Origin of the sequence: Arthrobacter sp. NPDC057388, assembly GCF_042668165.1 — a bacterium.
Taxonomy (GTDB): domain Bacteria; phylum Actinomycetota; class Actinomycetes; order Actinomycetales; family Micrococcaceae; genus Arthrobacter.
Genome location: NZ_JBHVBL010000004.1, coordinates 170,521 through 187,353, shown reverse-complemented (window position 1 = coordinate 187,353; position 16,833 = coordinate 170,521). Strand labels below are relative to the sequence as shown.

The following is a 16,833-nucleotide window of genomic DNA, read 5'->3' as shown; positions in this document are numbered from 1 at the left end:
GTGAAGCTGACCGGTACTAATAGGCCAACAACTTACACCACCAAGAACACACACTTGCTTGCGTCCACTATGTGGTTCCCAACCAACAAACCCCCCGCACGGGTTTTGGCTGGCAGGAACCAAATAATTGAATACAACAACCACATGTTGTAACCACACGACTTCCCACCCCCACCGGCGCAAACGCCGCACGGGGGGACGGGTAACAGGGTTACGGCGGTCATAGCGTGGGGGAAACGCCCGGTCCCATTCCGAACCCGGAAGCTAAGACCCACAGCGCCGATGGTACTGCACCCGGGAGGGTGTGGGAGAGTAGGTCACCGCCGGACACTATTTACGGCTCAGGCCCCGACAATGAAACGTCGGGGCCTGACCCTTTTAACAACCAAACCCTCCCCAACAACCCTTCCACCCCACCTCCTCCAGGTCCTTCACCAACCCTCCCTCACCACCTGCAGGTCCTTCACCGACCCTTCCTCACCTCCTGCAGGTCCTTCACCGACCCTTCCTCACCTCCTGTCGCCTGGTACCAAACGCTTCCGCACCCCCGGCCGCCGCCGGCGAGGAAGCCCATGCCGGGAGACGGCAGGAACTGAGGACGCGTCCGGCCGGAAACGGCAGGAACTGAGGATGCGTCGGTAAGGAGACGGCAGGAGCTGAGGACGCGTCAGGGTGGAAGCGGCAGGATGTGAGGACGCGTCAGGGTGGAAGCGGCAGGATCTGAGAGAGCGTCCCGGATCTGCCGCCGGATTCAAACGCGTCCTCACCTCCTGCGGGTTTTACACCGACGCGTCCTCAGATCCTGCAGAGTGCAGATGCCCGGTATGAGGCCGAGCGCGGGAATTGGACGGGGCCGGGGCCCTTGGAGCCGAAAATCCTTGAAATACCGGTGATTTAGGTCAAAAAGTCGCGGAAACACGCGGAATTTGCCCCCCTCGTGGGTGCAAGCTGGTAAGTTTTCGAACAGTGGCTTGCACGCACGCCGCATGCAGGCTCCAGAATCAAAGCGTCCAGGAGGACTTACATGGCTAAGAACCGTAGTGAACTTGTTGCAGAGGTAGCAGGCAAGGCCGGCACCAGCCAGGCAGCCGTCAACTCCGTGCTCGATGCACTGTTCGAGGTTTTCGAATCTTCTGTCGCCGCCGGCGAGAAGATCACCATCCCGGGCTGGCTCGCAGTTGAGCGCACCGACCGTGCAGCCCGTACTGGCCGCAACCCGCAGACCGGCGAGACCATCCAGATTGCAGCCGGCCACAGCGTCAAGCTGACCGCTGGCTCCAAGCTGAAGGCCGCTGTCTCCAAGAAGTAGTCTTTCCACAGCCCAGGAGGAGCGGCACCCGTGAGGGGGCCGCTCCTCCTGCCGTTAATCCCTGATGCGGGGAACCCGCGATAGAACCAACCCGCGATAGACCCAATCCCCGATTCGCCGCCTCGGCGGGCGTAGCGGACAATGGATAAGTGCCCTCAGCAGCAAAACCCCTTATTCCGCAACCCGCGCCCGATTCGGGCACGCGGGGCACTGACATGGCCTTCGGCATCCAACGGGCCTGGCAGCTGGCCGGACTCGGTGCCCTCTTCCTTGGACTGGTGGCCGCATTGCTGTTTTCCGGCGCCGCGGCCGCCCGCGAGGTTTCCGACCCCGGGGCGCTCGTCCGCTGGGGGCTTCCGGTCAGCAAAGCCCTCCACAACGTGTCCCTGGCCGCAGTAATCGGCGGGCTCATCTTCGCCGCGGGTATCCTGCCGCACAAGGTCGGCGCCTCAAGGTCGAAGGACGCCGACGCCCCGGAGCACCCGGCCTTCACCCGTGCCCTTGCCATCGCGGCCGCCGCCGGCGTCGCGTGGACGCTGTCCGCCATCGCCGTGCTGGTTCTTACCTATTCTGATGTGGCAGGGCAAGGCGTCTCCGGCGATGCCGAATATACCCGGGCCCTCGTCTTCTTCATGACGGACATTGAAACCGGACGGGCCTGGCTGGCCGTCACGATCATCGCCGCGGTGGTGACGACCGCCCTCTTCGGCGTCCGTTCACTGACCGGCCTCGCATTCACGCTGCTGCTGGCACTGATCGGTCTGGTGCCCACCGCCCTGATCGGCCACTCCGCCAGCTCCAACGACCACGAGGGCGCCATCAACTCGCTGGGCCTGCACCTGGTGGGCGTGAGTGTCTGGGTGGGCGGCATCATCCTGCTGGCCCTGCTCTCCGGCACCCTGGCCCCGCGGAGCGCGGCCCGCGGCGGCCACTCGATCCAAACCGCCAGCCATGACATCACCGAACCGGTTCTCCGCAGGTTCTCCTCGCTGGCAGGGTTCGCGTTTGCGCTGGTGTTTGCCTCCGGCGTCGTTAATGCCGGCATCCGGGTGACCAGCTGGACAGACCTGTTCGGCTCGGCCTACGGACAGCTGATCCTCGCGAAGTCCGTGGCCACACTTGTGCTGGGCGGCATCGGCTTCATGCACCGGCAGTGGGTCATTCCGCAGCTGTCCCGCGCGGGAGGGGCCATGTCGGCGCGGCGCGTTCTCTGGCAGTTGATTCTCGTCGAACTGCTGATCATGGGCGCAACGTCCGGCATCGCCGTTGCACTGGGCCGCTCGGCGCCGCCGGAACCCACCACCTTTGCGCCCGACGCCTCGCCGGCATTCATCCTCTCCGGCTACGAGCTGCCCCCCGAGCTGACGCCTGGGCGCTGGGTCACGGAATGGCGCCTGGACTGGCTCTGGGTAGCCGTCGTGGTCTTCGGCCTGGTGGCCTACCTCCTGGGCGTGGCGAAGGTCCGCGCACGCGGCGACAAGTGGCCCTGGCTCCGCACCGTGACCTGGATCATCGGCCTCCTGGTGCTGACCTACATCACGTCGGGACCGCCGTCGGTATACGGCCGGGTACTGTTCTCCGCGCACATGGTGGACCACATGGCCCTCACCATGGTGGCGCCCATCTTCCTGGTGCTCGGCGCCCCCGTGACTCTTGCCCTCCGCGCCCTTCCGGCAAGGAAGGACGGCTTCCGTGGCCTGCGGGAATGGCTCCTGCTGTTTGTGCACTCGAAGTTCTCGCAGGTGGTCACGCACCCGCTGTTCGCGGCTGCCAACTTTGCCGGCTCCATCGTGCTGTTCTACTACTCGGATGCCTTCAGCCTGGCGATGCGCGAGCATGTTGGCCACGAGCTGATGAATCTGCACTTTGCACTGACGGGCTACATCTTCGTGCTCAGCATGATCGGCACGGACCCGCTGCCCCGCCGGGCGCCCTACCCGCTGCGGCTCCTGCTCCTGCTGGCGACCATGGGCTTCCACGCCTTCTTCGGTGTGGCCATCATGGGCGGCACCAACCTGCTGGCCGCCGACTACTTCGGCAACCTCGGCCGCAGCTGGGGAGCCTCCGCACTGCTGGACCAGCAGATGGGCGGCGCCGTGGCCTGGGGCATCGGCGAAGTGCCCACGCTGCTGGTGGCGATCGGCGTCGCCATCATGTGGTCCAGGTCGGACGAACGCGAGACCCGGCGCACCGACCGGGCCGCGGACAGGAATAACGACGCCGATCTCACTGCTTACAACGATATGTTTGCCAAATTGGCCGAACGCGACGCCAAGCTGGCTGAACGCAACTCAAAGCTGGAAGGACGCTGATGAGCGAAACCGTACGCACCCACCTCCGGGTCCGCGCCTCCGAACTGGTGGGCCGCAACTGGCTGAACACCGGCGGCAAGTCTTTGGACCTGGAAGCCCTGCGCGGCAAGATCGTGCTCCTGGACTTCTGGACCTTCTGCTGCATCAACTGCCTCCATGTGCTGGATGAACTCCGGCCGCTGGAGGAAAAGTACTCCGACGTCCTGGTCACCGTGGGCGTCCACTCCCCGAAGTTCGAGCACGAGGCCGATCCTGTGGCGCTGGCCGCCGCGGTGGAACGCTACGAAATCCACCACCCGGTTTTGGACGACCCCGAGCTGGAAACTTGGAAGGCCTACACGGCGCGCGCCTGGCCCACCCTGGTGGTCATCGACCCCGAGGGCTACATCGTGGCGCACCTGTCGGGCGAAGGCCACGCCGACGGCCTGGGCGTGCTCATTCCCGAGCTGATCGCCGAGCACGAGGCCCGCGGCACCCTGCACCGCGGCAGCGGCCCCTACGTGGCCCCGGAGCCGACGTCGGGAACCCTGCGGTTCCCGGGCAAAGCTCTCTACCTCCCGGCCGGCCGCGGTTCACTGCCAGCCAGTTCCACGTCCGACGCCGGTGCTGCCGCCGGCACCGCTGCAAACGGCGCCGTTGACGCCGGCAGCTGGCTGGTCACCGACACCGGCCACCACCGCGTCCTGGAGCTCGGCACCGACTTCCACACCGTGCTGAACACCTACGGTTCCGGGGAGAAGGGCCACGCCGACGGCTCCGCCGGTACCGCCCGGTTCAACGAACCGCAGGGTCTTGTCCTGCTGCCGGAAGACGTGGCAGCGAAGACGGGCTACGACGTCATAATTGCCGACTCCGTCAACCACCGCCTGCGCGGTCTGTCGCTCGCTGACGGAACCGTCAGCACCCTCGCCGGAAGTGGCGTGCAGCGGCTCCTCGAGACCGGGCCCGCCCGCGTGGACGAGGACGCGGCCGGCTTCACCGGGCGCCTGGGCGACCATCCCCTGGACGTGGCCCTCAGCTCGCCGTGGGACGTCGTCTGGTCCAGCAAGCTGAAGGCCGTGGTGATCGCCATGGCCGGTGTGCACCAGATCTTCAGCTTCGAGCCGCTCACCGGGGACGTCTCCATCATTGCCGGCAACGGGCTGGAAGGCCTGCTGGACGGACCCGCCCACGAGGCCTGGTTCGCGCAGCCGTCGGGTGTGGCCGAGGACGCTGACGGAAATGTCTGGGTGGCCGACTCCGAAACGTCCGCCCTGCGCAAACTGGTGATCGACGACGACGGCACCGTCGCCGTTGAATCCGCCGTGGGCAAGGGACTCTTTGACTTCGGTTTCCGCGACGGCGGGGCCGCCGAGGCCCGACTCCAGCACCCGCTGGGCGTGACGGTGCTGCCTGACGGCTCCGTGGCCATTGCCGACACCTACAACGGTGCGGTGCGCCGCTACGACCCCGCCACGAAGGCGGTCTCCACGCTGGCGCGCGGGCTGTCTGAGCCGTCCGACGTGATCGTCGACCACACGCAGACGGCGGGTTCCGAGCCGCTGCTCGTGGTGGTCGAGGCGAACAAGCACCAGCTCGTGTACGTGCCCATTCCCAAGGAAGCGCAGCAGGTGGACGAGGGCGCCTCCCAGACGCACCGGCCCAAGAGCCCCGTGGCCCCGGGCCTGCTGGAGCTCACGGTCCGCTTCACGGCCCCCACCGGCCAGAAGCTCGATGACCGCTGGGGCGACCCCACTCAGCTGAAGATCTCCTCCACGCCGCCGGAGCTGCTCGTGTCCGGGGGTGGGACCTCCGTGGGGCTGCTCCGTACGCTGGAGCTGGCCGCCGACGTTCCTGAGGGCGTGCTGCACATCACCGCCCGGGCGGCTGCCTGCGACGGCCCGGAAACCGAGGACGGCGAGATCCCGGACCACGCCGCGTGCCACCTCTACCAGCAGGACTGGGGCATTCCCGTGGTGCTGCAGGCTGACGGCGACACTGATCTGGTGCTGGACCTCCGCGGCATGGACTAACGTTCCACACCGCTCAGCTTTACAAAGGCTGCTGCCCTTGACCACGCGTCACGGGCGGCAGCCTTTTGTCTATCCAGGGGTTGAAGGCAGGCCCTAGAAGGTGAGGAGCGGTGTGACCTTGATGGTGTCGCCGCTGATGTCCAGGCGCGTGGTGAAGCTGAAGTCGTGTTCCTCGTCCAGGGGCGAAACGGCGCCGGTGAAGAGGTCGATCTGCTCGGCGGTGATTTTGGCCTTGCCGTCCAGCGGCGCCACCACCCACTTGCCGTCAAAGGGCTCGATGGTGACCTTCGGGTACTGGGTGATGCTCCACTTGATGGTCCCGTCCACCACGCGGTTGTTGGTGACATGGTAGAACGGGCAATCGGGCTGGAGCCGCTGCTGCTGGCCCGCTTCCGCCGCGCACTTGTCGAGGAACTCCTTGACCCGGGCGGACACCGCCTGGTTGAGCTCGTCGGTGGCATGGGTCAGCAGGTTGAGCGGCGCAGCCGGAGCCTCGCGTCCGGAGACGGTGGCCCGGGTGGGGGGAGCGGCGAAGTACTGGCCGTTGAGGGAGGCCTCGTACTCGCCAGGGTAGAACACCGCGAAACTGTTGTGGCCGCCGGGCATGTTCACCGGCACCCCGTTGAATGTGGCTTCGCTGGAGTTCACCACCGACACGTCTACCGTGGGCAGCGTGGTCGGCACGAAGGACCACTTGTGAAAGAACAGCCATTCCGTGCCGGTGCTTTCCAGCAGGAACTCCGTGTGCAGCTGGCTGCCGTCGATGGTGTAGTCCATCGGCACCATCACCCGGTTGCCGCCGCGCGGCTGTGCGGCGCCGAGCTTGACGTTCGTGATCCGCGAGGCCGACGTCTGAAGCGCTGTTCCGTCGAGCATGGCGGGGTCGGCGTCCGGCACCGATGCGCGCAGCAGGCCGAGCGCCTTCTCGCCTTCGCCGTGCTGCAGCGCCTCCAAGTATTCGCGAACTGGCTGCTGCGGGCTGGCCACTGAGGAGTTGACCAGATTGACCGAAATGATGGCGGCAACGATGGCAAGCATGAGGCCCAGCAGCCACCCGGCTGCCGTCTTCACCAACGCTTGACTCATCTGCACGCACCCCACGTTACCTGCAACGCCGGGCAACTCTGGAGTAACGACGGTCACCGTGACATTCCCCCAAGGCACGGAAACGCCCGACGGCGGGTCCTCGCCGGCCGCTTCCGGCGGTGCCTGCTGCTAGCGGCGGCGCCGGGACGAGGTGCCGAAGACGCCCCGCAGCAACTCCCTGCCCAGCTGGGTTCCCATGGACCGGGCCATGCTTTTCAGGCCGCTGCCAAGGACGCCGCCCAGGGCCCCGCTGATGTCCTCCATCATGTCGCCGGACGGGGGAGTCCGGCGCTTGGCCGGGGGTGCAGGCAGATCTTCGGCACCAGCCCTGCCGCCGCTGGGCCAACTGGACCCGGGCTGCCAGTCACCGGGCTGCCTGCTGCTGGGACGGCCAAGGATCTCCTCCTCGATGCGGCGGGCCTCGTCGTCGATGGCGGCCTGGTCAGGGTTCCCCGGGACAAACACTTCAGGCGCTGGCGCCGGCGGCTGGCCGGGTGCCGCCGCTCCGGTGGACGCGCCGGCTTTGCCCGTCAGCTTCTCGTACGCCGAGACGTTATCCACTCCGGTGCCGTACTTTGCCAGCAGGGCCGATCCCGCCACGGTGCTCCGGACCAGTTCGGCCGGGCTGGGACCCATGACGGACTCCGGCGCGCGCAGGCGGGTTAGTGCCACGGGCGTCGGGGCGCCGCTCTCATTCATGACGGTGACGACAGCCTCTCCGATGCCCGCGGACGTCAGGGTTTCCTCAAGGTCGTAATCGCTGACGGGAAAGGTGGAGACGGTGGCCTTGAGGGCCTTCGCGTCCTCCGGAGTGAAGGCCCTGAGGGCGTGCTGGATGCGGTTGGCCAGCTGGCCGAGGACGTCCGCCGGGACATCCTTCGGGGTCTGGGTGACGAAGAAGATGCCCACTCCCTTGGAACGGATCAGGCGGACGGTGGTGGTGATGGCCGCCAGGAAGGCCTTCGAGGCGTCATTGAAGAGCAGGTGCGCCTCGTCGAGGAAGAACACGAGTTTGGGCTTATCCAGGTCCCCGGCTTCGGGCAGGTCCTCAAACAGGTCCGCGAGAAGCCACATGAGGAAGGTGGAGAAAACCATCGGCTTGGTCTGCAGGGTGGGCAGTTCCAGGCAGCTGATGACGCCCCGGCCGTCCGGTGCCGTGCGGAGCAGTTCGGCGGTATCAAACTCGGGTTCACCGAAGAAGCGCTCCATCCCCTGGGCTTCCAGGGCCACCAGCTCCCGCAGGATGACGCCGGCGGTGGCCTTGGACAGCCCGCCCAGCTCGTTGAGCGCTTCCTTGCCCTCGTCGGAGGTGAGGAACTGGATGACGGCGCGCAGGTCCTTCAGGTCCACCAGTTCGAGGTTGTTCTTGTCCGCGAAGTGGAACACCAGCTGGAGGCTGGATTCCTGCGTGTCATTCAGCTCCAGGATGCGGGAGAGCAGGATGGGGCCGAAAGACGTGATCGTGGCGCGGACCGGGATGCCGTCGCCGTCCCCGCCAAGCGCCAGGAACTCCACCGGAAACCTCTTCCCGGACCAGGCCTGCCCGATGCTCCCGGTGCGCTTGGCCAGCTTGTCGCTTCCGGTTGCTGCCGTGGCAAGCCCGGAAAGGTCTCCCTTGATGTCGGCAAGGAACACAGGCACCCCGGCGGTGGATAACTGTTCGGCCATCATGTGCAGGGTGACGGTCTTGCCCGTGCCGGTGGCGCCGGCCACGAGCCCGTGCCGGTTCATCATGGAAAGCGGCAGCCGGACCGGGGCGTCCTTGTGCAGTTCACCATCGACGATGGCAGCGCCCAGCTCGATCGTGGCACCCTCCAGGGCATAACCCTTTTGGATCGTGGCTACCTTATCTGCGGTGGACTTGTTGGCCATGCGGCCAGCATAGCGGGAACCGCATCCCCGGGATATGTGCACAGCATCACCGCAGCGGACAGAAATAACCCGGGCTCCGCCGTCGTTGTTCCCAACGTGCCGGACCACAGCGGGCCGGCAGCTGCGCACCCTACGAAAGGCCACCCTGCCGTGACTGTTCCCCTCTCCATCCTCGACCTGGCAACCATTGGCAAGGGCCAGACGGCGGCGGAGAGCTTTGCCGGGAGCGTCGCCATGGCGCAGCTGGCAGAGAAGCTCGGGTACCGGCGCGTCTGGTACGCCGAGCACCACAACATGTCCTCCATCGCGTCGTCCGCCACATCCGTGCTGATCGCGCACGTCGCCGCGCACACGAGCAGCATCAGGCTGGGTGCGGGCGGAGTGATGCTGCCCAACCATTCCCCGCTCACCATCGCCGAGCAGTTCGGCACCCTGGAGACCCTGCACCCCGGACGGATTGATCTGGGCCTTGGCCGTGCGCCTGGCAGCGACCAGAACACCATGCGTGCCCTGCGCCGTGACCCGCAGTCGGCCGACACCTTCCCGCAGGATGTGCTGGAACTGCAGGGCTACCTGACCGGGCCCACCCGCGTGCAGGGCGTGGAAGCGACGCCGGGCAGGGGAACCAACGTGCCCCTCTACATCCTGGGTTCTTCCCTTTTCGGGGCGCGGCTGGCGGCCCAGCTGGGGCTGCCCTACGCCTTCGCCTCGCACTTCGCGCCCAATGCGCTGCAGGACGCCGTCGCCCTGTACCGCCGGGAGTTCAAGCCGTCGGAGCAGCTGGCTGCGCCGCATGTCATCGCAGGGGTCAACGTGGTGGCCGCCGACGCCGCCTCGGACGCCCAGGACATGCTGCGGGCTACGATGCGGGCCCGCGTCTCGCTGTTCTTCGGCGGTGGCCGCCAGTTCACCGACGACGAAGCGGACATGATTCTGGACTCGCCGCAGGGGCAGCACGTCTCGCAAATGATGAAGTACTCGGCCGTGGGCACCCCGGACGCCGTGCTGGAGTATCTGGACGGCTTTGCCCGGCATGCCGACGCCGACGAGCTTATCGTGGCGCACCAGAGCACCGGCACGGCAGAACGGCTGCGCTCGGTGGAGCTCCTGGCGGAGGCCGCGGGGCTGGTTCGCGTCTGACCCCTGCAGCGCCCCGGTATTCAGCAAGTATCCTTTGACTTCGGCCCGGGCGGAACCTAGCTTTAATGGCGCAAGGTCTCACCATAAACACTTATTGCCAGCTGGGTTGAATGTAGCGGTCTCAAAATCTCTACACGCCGTCGTCCTGCTCCGGAATTCCGTGGGACAGGGTAATTCGGTGTGCCTGATCTGGCCACTGATCAGATGCAGGTTAAAAATATGAAGATCAAGTCCCCAGCCGCCGGCATTCTTCTGACCGTCCTTCTGGTCTGCGGACTGGTTGCCGGAGGTTCTGCACCGGCAACCGCCGCGGGCACCACATATTTCGTGAGCGCCGCCGGCAGCGACAGCAACTCCGGCACATCCGGCACCGCACCCTGGAAGACGCTGTCGAAGGCCAGCCAGGCTGTACTCAAGCCGGGTGACACCGTCAGCCTCCGCCGGGGTGACACCTTCACCGGCGGCATCGTCACCGCGCAGAGCGGAACGTCCACGGCCCCCATTACCGTGAATAGCTATGGCACCGGCAACGCTCCGATCATCACCGGTGGAAAATCCGGCAATTGCATCAGGATCAACGGCGCCTACACCACCGTTGAGGGCCTCCGCGCCGTCGCCTGCGGATACGCCGGAATCAGCGTCACCGGCGACCGCAATACCGTCCGGAATTCCAGCGCCTCCAACAATGCCGTGGGGCTTAAAGTCGGCAATGGCTCCGACTTCGGCAAATACACGGGGAATTCCCTGACCAACAACAACATCATGAACGTAAATACGCCGGGCACCAATTGCGGAACCTCAACCGCCCTGAACTGCGGCGACGACTCGGGTGCTTTTGGCGTGCTGATAAACGGCAACGACAACGAATTTTCCGGCAACACCGTCAGCGGTTCCACCGGCAAGTCCTATGACTACAACCAGGACGGCGGTGCCTTCGAAATCTACAACGGCAACCGCAACAGCATCCACCACAACGTGTCCCTGGACAACAACACCTTTTCCGAACTGGGAAAATCCTCGGGAACGGCGGACGGCAACACGTTCCGGTACAACCTCATCCGCTCAACCTGCGGTGCCAACTGTTCGGAGGCCAAGGGCCTCATCGCCCGGGGAAGCGGATCATCATACGGCCCCAACAACGGCACGGTCTTTGAGTTCAACACCGTCTACCTGACGGGTGCCCAGTCGCAGGCGGTGGTGTGCCACGCGACCTGCCCGGCCACCACCGTCATCAGGGCCAACATCCTGGTGGCAGTAAAAAACTCTCTGTGGATGAACGGTTCCGGCTGGACCGAGAAGCAGAATGTCCTCAACGGCCCCACCAACATCACCCCGAACAGCTCGTCGACGACGGCGCCGGCCCGCTTCGCCTCGGCACCGGCCGACCTCCGCCTGGCTGGCACCAGCCCGGCCATCGACAGAGCAGGCACCCCGCCCTACACGACAGACCTCCTGAAGTCGCCCTCCGTGCAGAACGGGGACTGTGCGGGAACGGCCGCCGCTGATTCCGGAGCCTACGAATACAATTCGCCCTACTGCTGATAGCAGCCGGAGGGGACGGGCCGCAAAGTTACACGAACGCAATAACCGGGATATTCAGGGGAAACGGCCGGTGCAGACACTTTAGGTGTCCAAACCGATTGGGGATAATCCGAAGGATTGCCGCGCATGCCCACTCCGCTGAACCAGACCGTGGCCGACTCCGCACTGCTGACCAAATCGCTCCCGCTGGGCCTGCTTCGGGCCTTCGTGCAGTCGGAAGCGGCCGACGACGGGCTGACACCGCAGCTGCTCAGCGAACTGAAGATCCTCGCCCGGACGCCCGGGCTGCTGGTCGCCTGCAATTACGGGGGAACGCTGTGCGCGGCCGAAGGCACCTCCACGGAAACACTGCCGCTGGGCGGCGCGGCCATTGCCCTCCGGGCCCTGGCTGCGCTGCCCAACACGCACGCCGCCGTCATCTCGGGCCGCTCCCTGCGTGACTTGGCCGCAGTCTCCAGGCTTCCCGCCGAGGTCCACCTCGTGGGTTCGCACGGGGCGGAGTTCGACATGGGGTTCGCCCACGGACTTTCCCTCGCCACCGAGTCCGTGCTGCAGCAGGCCAACCAGGCGCTGCTTGAAGCGGTGGGCGTCTACAAGGGGATCAGCATCGAACGGAAGCCGGTCGCGGTCTCGGTCCACACCAGGTCCGCCGCCCCCGACGTCGTGGCCAAGTGCACCAGCAAGGCGGAGGAGGTTGCCCGGGCCCTGGGGCTCATCTTCATTGTGGACGGCTCCGTCCTGGACCTGTCGGTAGTACAGCCCGCCAAGGCCGATGCTCTGGACCACCTCCGGGCCAGGCTGGGTGTGAGTGCCGCGCTGTACGCCGGTGATGCCATGAGCGACGAACTGGCCATGGCCACGCTCCGTGGCCCGGACATGGGGCTCTGGGTGGGTGACCTGCCGTCGTCGGCCAAACACCGGCTGAAGGACCCGGAATCGTTCGCCCGCGTGCTCGGGATTCTCTTCGAACTGCGCCGCGCCTGGCTCTTCGGTGAGGACGCGGTCGGCCTGGAACGCCACTCCATGATCGGAAACGGCTCCTCCACCGCGCTGGTGACGCCCGATGCCAAGATCTGCTGGATGAGCCACCCGCTGCCGGACTCGGGCTCACTCTTTGCCCATATCCTCGGCGGTGACGCTGCCGGGCACTTCTCCGTGGAGCCGGTCAAGGAGTCGAGGGTGCTGGGGCAGCGTTACGTGGACAGCACCATGATCCTGGAAACCCGGTGGGCGGACGTCACCGTGACCGACTACCTCGAACCGGCCCCGGAAGGCATCACCAGCCTGGTCAGAGTACTGTCCGGCACCGGCGCGGCCCGGATCGTCTTCGCGCCCCGCCCGGATTACGCCAACGCACCGTTCAGCATGGAGGCGCGCGGCAGCGAGGTTCACGTCGTCGGCACCTCCGACCCCATCATCCTGCTGGCACCCGATGTCAGCTTCAACGTCACCTCGGATGGGCGGCACGCAACGGCCACCGCCGAGGTCAACCTGCAGCACGGACCGGTGGTCCTGAACCTCCGGTGCGGCGATACGGAACCACAGCACCCGGCGTCAAAGCAAGCGGTGACGGACGAAGCAGGCCGCCGGGCCGCCGTCGCGCATCATTCCCGGAGTTGGGTGCAGGGCCTGACCCTGCCGTCAGTGAAGCCGTCCCTGGTGCGGCGTTCGGCTCTGGTGCTGCGCGCGCTGGTTCATGAGCCCACCGGCGCAGTGCTCGCGGCCCCCACCACGTCACTCCCGGAAGGAATCGGCGGCACCCGCAACTGGGATTACCGCTACTGCTGGCTGCGTGACGGCTCCATGACCGTCAACGCCCTGGTGGACCTGGGGTCAACCTCCGAAGCGGAGGGGTTCCTCAGGTGGCTGACCGGCATCCTGGCCAGCGCCCCCGGACCCGAGTGGCTGCATCCGCTGTATTCCGTGACCGGTGCCCCGCTGTCCACGGAGGCCATCATCGAGAGCCTGCCAGGATATGCGGGCTCGCGTCCCGTCCGGATCGGCAACGCTGCGGACCATCAGGTCCAACTGGACGTCTTCGGCCCGATCGCCGAGCTGATTCACGGGCTCAGCGAGTCCCGGTGCTCGCTGCAGGACGGGCACTGGAAACTGCTGGTCCAGATGGCCAGGGCCGTGCTGGCGCGCTGGCACGAGGCCGACCACGGCATCTGGGAGGCACGCCGCGCACCGAGGCACCATGTCTATACCAAGGTGATGTGCTGGGTCACGCTTGACCGGGCCCTCCGCACGGCTGCACGCCACGGCCGCAGTCCCGAACCTGCGTGGGCGGAGACGGCCGCGACCATCCGCGAGGAGGTCCTCCGCGAGGGCTGGGATGACAGTTCCGCGTCCTACACCGTGGCCTACGACAGTCCCGACCTTGACGCCGCGGTCCTGCACATCGGGTTGTCCGGCCTGCTCGACGTCAGCGACCAGCGGTTCCTGGACACCGTCGCGGCCGTGGAGCGGGAACTCCGGGTGGGCCCCACGGTCTTCCGGTACAAGTACGACGACGGCCTGCCGGGCCTGGAGGGCGGGTTCCACATCTGCACCACCTGGCTGATTGAGGCATACGTGGCCGTGGGCCGGCTCTCCGACGCCTGGGACCTCTTTGACCAGCTGGTCAACCTGTTCGGGCCCACCGGGCTGCTTCCGGAGGAATACGACCCCAGCACCGAGACGCATCTGGGGAACCACCCGCAGGCGTACTCACACCTCGGGTTCATCCGGTGCGCCCGGCTCCTGGACCGGCACCAGCGGGGTTGAACCGGGGTGATCCGGGCTGCGGGGCTGACGGCTTCCTGGCCCCTCGGGCTGGGAACCCTAGGCCCGCGAAGCTGCGAAGATCGCCGGTGCCCCGCCTTCTCCGGTGGCGAGGTCCGCCAGGATCCGGCCCACCACCGGCGTGAACTTGAAGCCATGCCCGGCGAAGCCCGCACCGATGACCACGGGCCCGATCCGGTCCAGAACGAAGTTATGGTCCGGCGCCGTGGTGTAGGTGCAGCTGATGTCGGTCATGGCGTCAGCGTCCACGCCGGGCAGCCAGTCCCTCGCGTACTGCTGAAGGGCTGCGCGCTGCCGTGGTTCGGGCAGATAGGACCTCTGGTCCGGATCCACCACAGGGCCCACTCCGTGCCAGCCCGCCTTGACGCCCTCGCCGGGGGTCAGCATGCCGTACACGGGGGAGTAGAAGTCCGCATAGTCCCCGCCCTCGCCGGGGAAGTGGTTGAACCCGGGCCAGACGGCGCCGTCGTCAGTGATGCCGAAGTGGGCCGGCTGCTCCTGGGTGACCGTCAGCCGCGGAGTGGCGACCGTGCCTGCCAGCAGCTTGGAAGTCCAGCCGCCCGCGGTGACCACCGCCTGCCGGGCGGCAAGCACCTCGGTCCGGCCGCCGTCGTCCACGGTGAGCCGGACGCCGTCGTCGAGTATGTCCAGGTCCACCACCTTCACACCGTGCCGTATTTCCGCGCCATTCCGGGCGGCGAGCCGCTGGAAGGCAGGAAGGGCGGCCTCGGGGTTGAGCTGGCCGCCGTCGGGCATGTGGAGCACCTGCTGGTCGAAGCGGACGCCCCGCCAGCGCTCGCCGGCTTCGGCCAGCGGAACGAAATCAGCCCGCAGGCCGGCGCCGTTCAGTGCTGCGTGGATCTCGCCAAGGCGCGGGTCGGGACCGTGATTTACGACGCCGGTGCGCGCCAGCAGCCGCTCGCCGCTCTCGTTCTCGAGCTCGGCCCAGAGCTTCAGTGCTTCGGCCAGCATGGCGATGTACTCGGGTTCGGCATAGGCGAGGCTCAGGTTCCGGGTGGCCCCGTGCGAAGCGCCCTTGAAGTGGCCGGGCGCGAACTGCTCGAGCAGGGTCACGTCGCGGCCGCGGGCAGCCAGCGCCCAGGCCGCAGCGGAACCCATGGCTCCGCCTCCGACGATCACGGTGTCCAGGGTGGTGTTCAAGGTTTCCTCCAGTTCGGGCGGCATCCGCAGAGCGGTCGGGGACGGGCGGCCGGGGATAAGGCGGCGGTTACGCCAGCAGCAGGGCCACACCGATCATCGCAGGAACGGCGACGATCGTGGTGATGAGAACGGTGTCTTTCGCGACCGTGAGCCCGGCCTTGTAGCGGCTGGCGGCGACAAATACGTTCTGCGCAGTGGGCAGGGCCGATGTCACGACGACGGCGAACAGGTCCGCGCCATCCAGCCCGAGGGCGAAACGCGCAAAGACATATGCAATGGCCGGGTGCACGAAAAGCTTGAAGCCGCTGGCCAGCAGCGCATCCGTTCTGCGGCCGGCATCCGCCTGCAGCGGCTTTGACCCGTTCAGGCTCATGCCGAAGGCCATCAGCATGGCCGGAATTGCGGCGCCGCCGATCAGGTGGATGGGCTCCAGAAGCAGCGGCGGGACCCGGAACCCGGTACCGGCGACCAGCAGGCCGAGGGCCGAACCGACGATCATCGGGTTCTTCAGGATCAGCATCACGAACCTCAGCGGCGTGGTCCGGTGCGAGCTGGTGGTGGCGTCGAGGGCCATGAGGAACATCGGCGTGAAGAACGCCAGCTGGAAGATCAGCAGGGGAGCGACATGGCTGGCGTCACCGAGGACATACACTGCGATCGGGATGCCCAGATTGGCGGAGTTGGCCAGCGAGGCGCTCATGGACGACATCAGCGACTCCGGCACCGTGCGTTTGAGCAGGAACCGAACGATGACAAAAAACAGGATGGCCGTGCTGACGGCACCCACGGCCGCCACGAGCAGCGGCGCGGCGAACACGTCGCGCAGGCTCGCCCTGCTGAGCGTCTCGAAAAGCAGCGCGGGGCTGGCCACGAAGAAGGTCAGCCCGCTCAGGACCTGCCGGGCATTCTCGCCGAGGATCTTGCGCCTGCCCACGAACATGCCCACCAGAATGATGGACCAGACCACGAAGAAGCCTGCGAGGACGCCTAGCACGTTGTTGCCACCATGGGCAGGCTAGGGCAGGGGACGGCATCCACCATCCCAGCCTAATCATATTTATTCGGCCGCGGTTCACCTTGTGCCGGGGATCTCGCTGGTCCGCCGGCCCGGGTTGATGCCCGGGGCTTGCCGGTTTCCTAGCTCAGTGCGGCGTTGTTGAGCGCGAACGGCGGCCGCAGCAGGCCAGGAGTCAGGCCCTCCGCGGGGTCGTTGCCCAGTTGGATGACGCGGTTGTCCTTGTCCACGTGGACAACCTTCGGCTCGTAGGCCTTGGCTTCCTCGGTGGTCATCTGGGCGTACGTGATCAGAATGACAGTGTCGTTCTCGTGCACCAGGTGGGCTGCAGGGCCGTTGATGCCGATGACACCGGAACCGCGCTCGCCGGCGATGGTGTAGGTCTCAAGGCGGGCACCGTTGGTGACGTCCACAATGGCCACGAGCTCGCCGGGCAGGATGTCGGCGGCGTCCAGCAGGTCCAGGTCAACGGTGACGGAACCCACGTAGTGCAGGTCCGCATGCGTGACGGTGGCCCGGTGGATTTTGGACTTAAACATTGTGCGATTCATAACGTCAACAGTCTAACGCCGGGGTCAATGCTTGGCTGTGAGCCAGGGA

Annotated in this window: 11 protein-coding genes and 1 rRNA gene; 7 read left to right on the top strand and 5 right to left on the bottom strand. The window is 66.5% G+C overall.

From position 1 onward, the window contains the following. Nucleotides 1-212: 212 nt before the first annotated feature. The 4 genes from rrf (at nucleotide 213) to ACFUTU_RS03660 (ending at nucleotide 5,633) form a co-directional block, all read left to right on the top strand. Nucleotides 213-329 (top strand): 5S ribosomal RNA (gene rrf / locus ACFUTU_RS03675). Nucleotides 330-1,024: 695 nt separating this feature from the next. Beyond that, on the top strand, nucleotides 1,025-1,309 hold the full coding sequence (locus tag ACFUTU_RS03670; RefSeq protein ID WP_076799663.1) for an HU family DNA-binding protein: 285 nt from the start codon (nucleotides 1,025-1,027) through the stop codon (nucleotides 1,307-1,309). Nucleotides 1,310-1,524: 215 nt separating this feature from the next. Beyond that, complete coding sequence (locus ACFUTU_RS03665) at nucleotides 1,525-3,621, top strand: cytochrome c oxidase assembly protein (protein WP_377960738.1); 2,097 nt, start codon at nucleotides 1,525-1,527, stop codon at nucleotides 3,619-3,621. After that, on the top strand, nucleotides 3,621-5,633 hold the full coding sequence (locus tag ACFUTU_RS03660; protein WP_377960735.1) for an NHL domain-containing thioredoxin family protein: 2,013 nt from the start codon (nucleotides 3,621-3,623) through the stop codon (nucleotides 5,631-5,633). The genes ACFUTU_RS03665 and ACFUTU_RS03660 overlap by 1 nt, the downstream gene beginning before the upstream one ends. Before the next feature lie 93 nt (nucleotides 5,634-5,726). On the opposite strand, the gene ACFUTU_RS03655 is transcribed toward ACFUTU_RS03660, so the two are convergent. Together ACFUTU_RS03655 and ACFUTU_RS03650 are read right to left on the bottom strand one after the other, a co-directional pair. Beyond that, nucleotides 5,727-6,719 carry a hypothetical protein gene (locus ACFUTU_RS03655; protein WP_377960733.1) on the bottom strand — a complete coding sequence of 331 codons (993 nt, stop codon included), beginning with the start codon at nucleotides 6,717-6,719 and terminating at the stop codon, nucleotides 5,727-5,729. Nucleotides 6,720-6,848: 129 nt separating this feature from the next. Beyond that, the gene (locus tag ACFUTU_RS03650) at nucleotides 6,849-8,591 is read right to left on the bottom strand and encodes a helicase HerA-like domain-containing protein (protein WP_377960730.1); all 1,743 of its coding nucleotides are present in this window, start codon (nucleotides 8,589-8,591) and stop codon (nucleotides 6,849-6,851) included. A gap of 150 nt (nucleotides 8,592-8,741) precedes the next feature. Between ACFUTU_RS03650 and ACFUTU_RS03645 the strand changes: the two genes are divergently transcribed. The 3 genes from ACFUTU_RS03645 to ACFUTU_RS03635 all read left to right on the top strand — a co-directional run bounded on the left by ACFUTU_RS03645 (nucleotide 8,742) and on the right by ACFUTU_RS03635 (nucleotide 14,039). Then, a complete protein-coding gene (locus ACFUTU_RS03645; protein ID WP_377960727.1) occupies nucleotides 8,742-9,731 on the top strand; it encodes an LLM class flavin-dependent oxidoreductase in 990 nt (329 codons plus the stop codon). A gap of 219 nt (nucleotides 9,732-9,950) precedes the next feature. Continuing rightward, nucleotides 9,951-11,273, top strand: a complete 1,323-nt coding sequence (locus ACFUTU_RS03640; RefSeq protein WP_377960725.1) for a hypothetical protein — start codon at nucleotides 9,951-9,953, stop codon at nucleotides 11,271-11,273. A gap of 126 nt (nucleotides 11,274-11,399) precedes the next feature. Then, nucleotides 11,400-14,039 (top strand): trehalase-like domain-containing protein, encoded by a 2,640-nt coding sequence (locus ACFUTU_RS03635; RefSeq protein WP_377960723.1) that lies wholly within the window; start codon nucleotides 11,400-11,402, stop codon nucleotides 14,037-14,039. A gap of 57 nt (nucleotides 14,040-14,096) precedes the next feature. Here ACFUTU_RS03635 and ACFUTU_RS03630 read toward each other — a convergent pair whose 3' ends face one another. The 3 genes from ACFUTU_RS03630 to panD all read right to left on the bottom strand — a co-directional run bounded on the left by ACFUTU_RS03630 (nucleotide 14,097) and on the right by panD (nucleotide 16,784). Beyond that, complete coding sequence (locus ACFUTU_RS03630; protein WP_377960721.1) at nucleotides 14,097-15,218, bottom strand: FAD-dependent oxidoreductase; 1,122 nt, start codon at nucleotides 15,216-15,218, stop codon at nucleotides 14,097-14,099. Nucleotides 15,219-15,285: 67 nt separating this feature from the next. Further along, the gene (locus ACFUTU_RS03625) at nucleotides 15,286-16,212 is read right to left on the bottom strand and encodes an AEC family transporter (protein WP_377960719.1); all 927 of its coding nucleotides are present in this window, start codon (nucleotides 16,210-16,212) and stop codon (nucleotides 15,286-15,288) included. Nucleotides 16,213-16,355: 143 nt separating this feature from the next. Beyond that, nucleotides 16,356-16,784 (bottom strand): aspartate 1-decarboxylase, encoded by a 429-nt coding sequence (gene panD / locus ACFUTU_RS03620; protein WP_377960717.1) that lies wholly within the window; start codon nucleotides 16,782-16,784, stop codon nucleotides 16,356-16,358. Between the last annotated feature and the right edge of the window lie 49 nt (nucleotides 16,785-16,833).

Coding starts and splice junctions, on each gene's coding strand:
- ACFUTU_RS03670 (WP_076799663.1), top strand. CDS start 1,025: ATGGCTAAGAACCGTAGTGAACTTGTTGCAGAGGTAGCAGGCAAGGCC.
- ACFUTU_RS03665 (WP_377960738.1), top strand. CDS start 1,525: ATGGCCTTCGGCATCCAACGGGCCTGGCAGCTGGCCGGACTCGGTGCC.
- ACFUTU_RS03660 (WP_377960735.1), top strand. CDS start 3,621: ATGAGCGAAACCGTACGCACCCACCTCCGGGTCCGCGCCTCCGAACTG.
- ACFUTU_RS03655 (WP_377960733.1), bottom strand. CDS start 6,719: ATGAGTCAAGCGTTGGTGAAGACGGCAGCCGGGTGGCTGCTGGGCCTC.
- ACFUTU_RS03650 (WP_377960730.1), bottom strand. CDS start 8,591: ATGGCCAACAAGTCCACCGCAGATAAGGTAGCCACGATCCAAAAGGGT.
- ACFUTU_RS03640 (WP_377960725.1), top strand. CDS start 9,951: ATGAAGATCAAGTCCCCAGCCGCCGGCATTCTTCTGACCGTCCTTCTG.
- ACFUTU_RS03635 (WP_377960723.1), top strand. CDS start 11,400: ATGCCCACTCCGCTGAACCAGACCGTGGCCGACTCCGCACTGCTGACC.
- panD (WP_377960717.1), bottom strand. CDS start 16,784: ATGAATCGCACAATGTTTAAGTCCAAAATCCACCGGGCCACCGTCACG.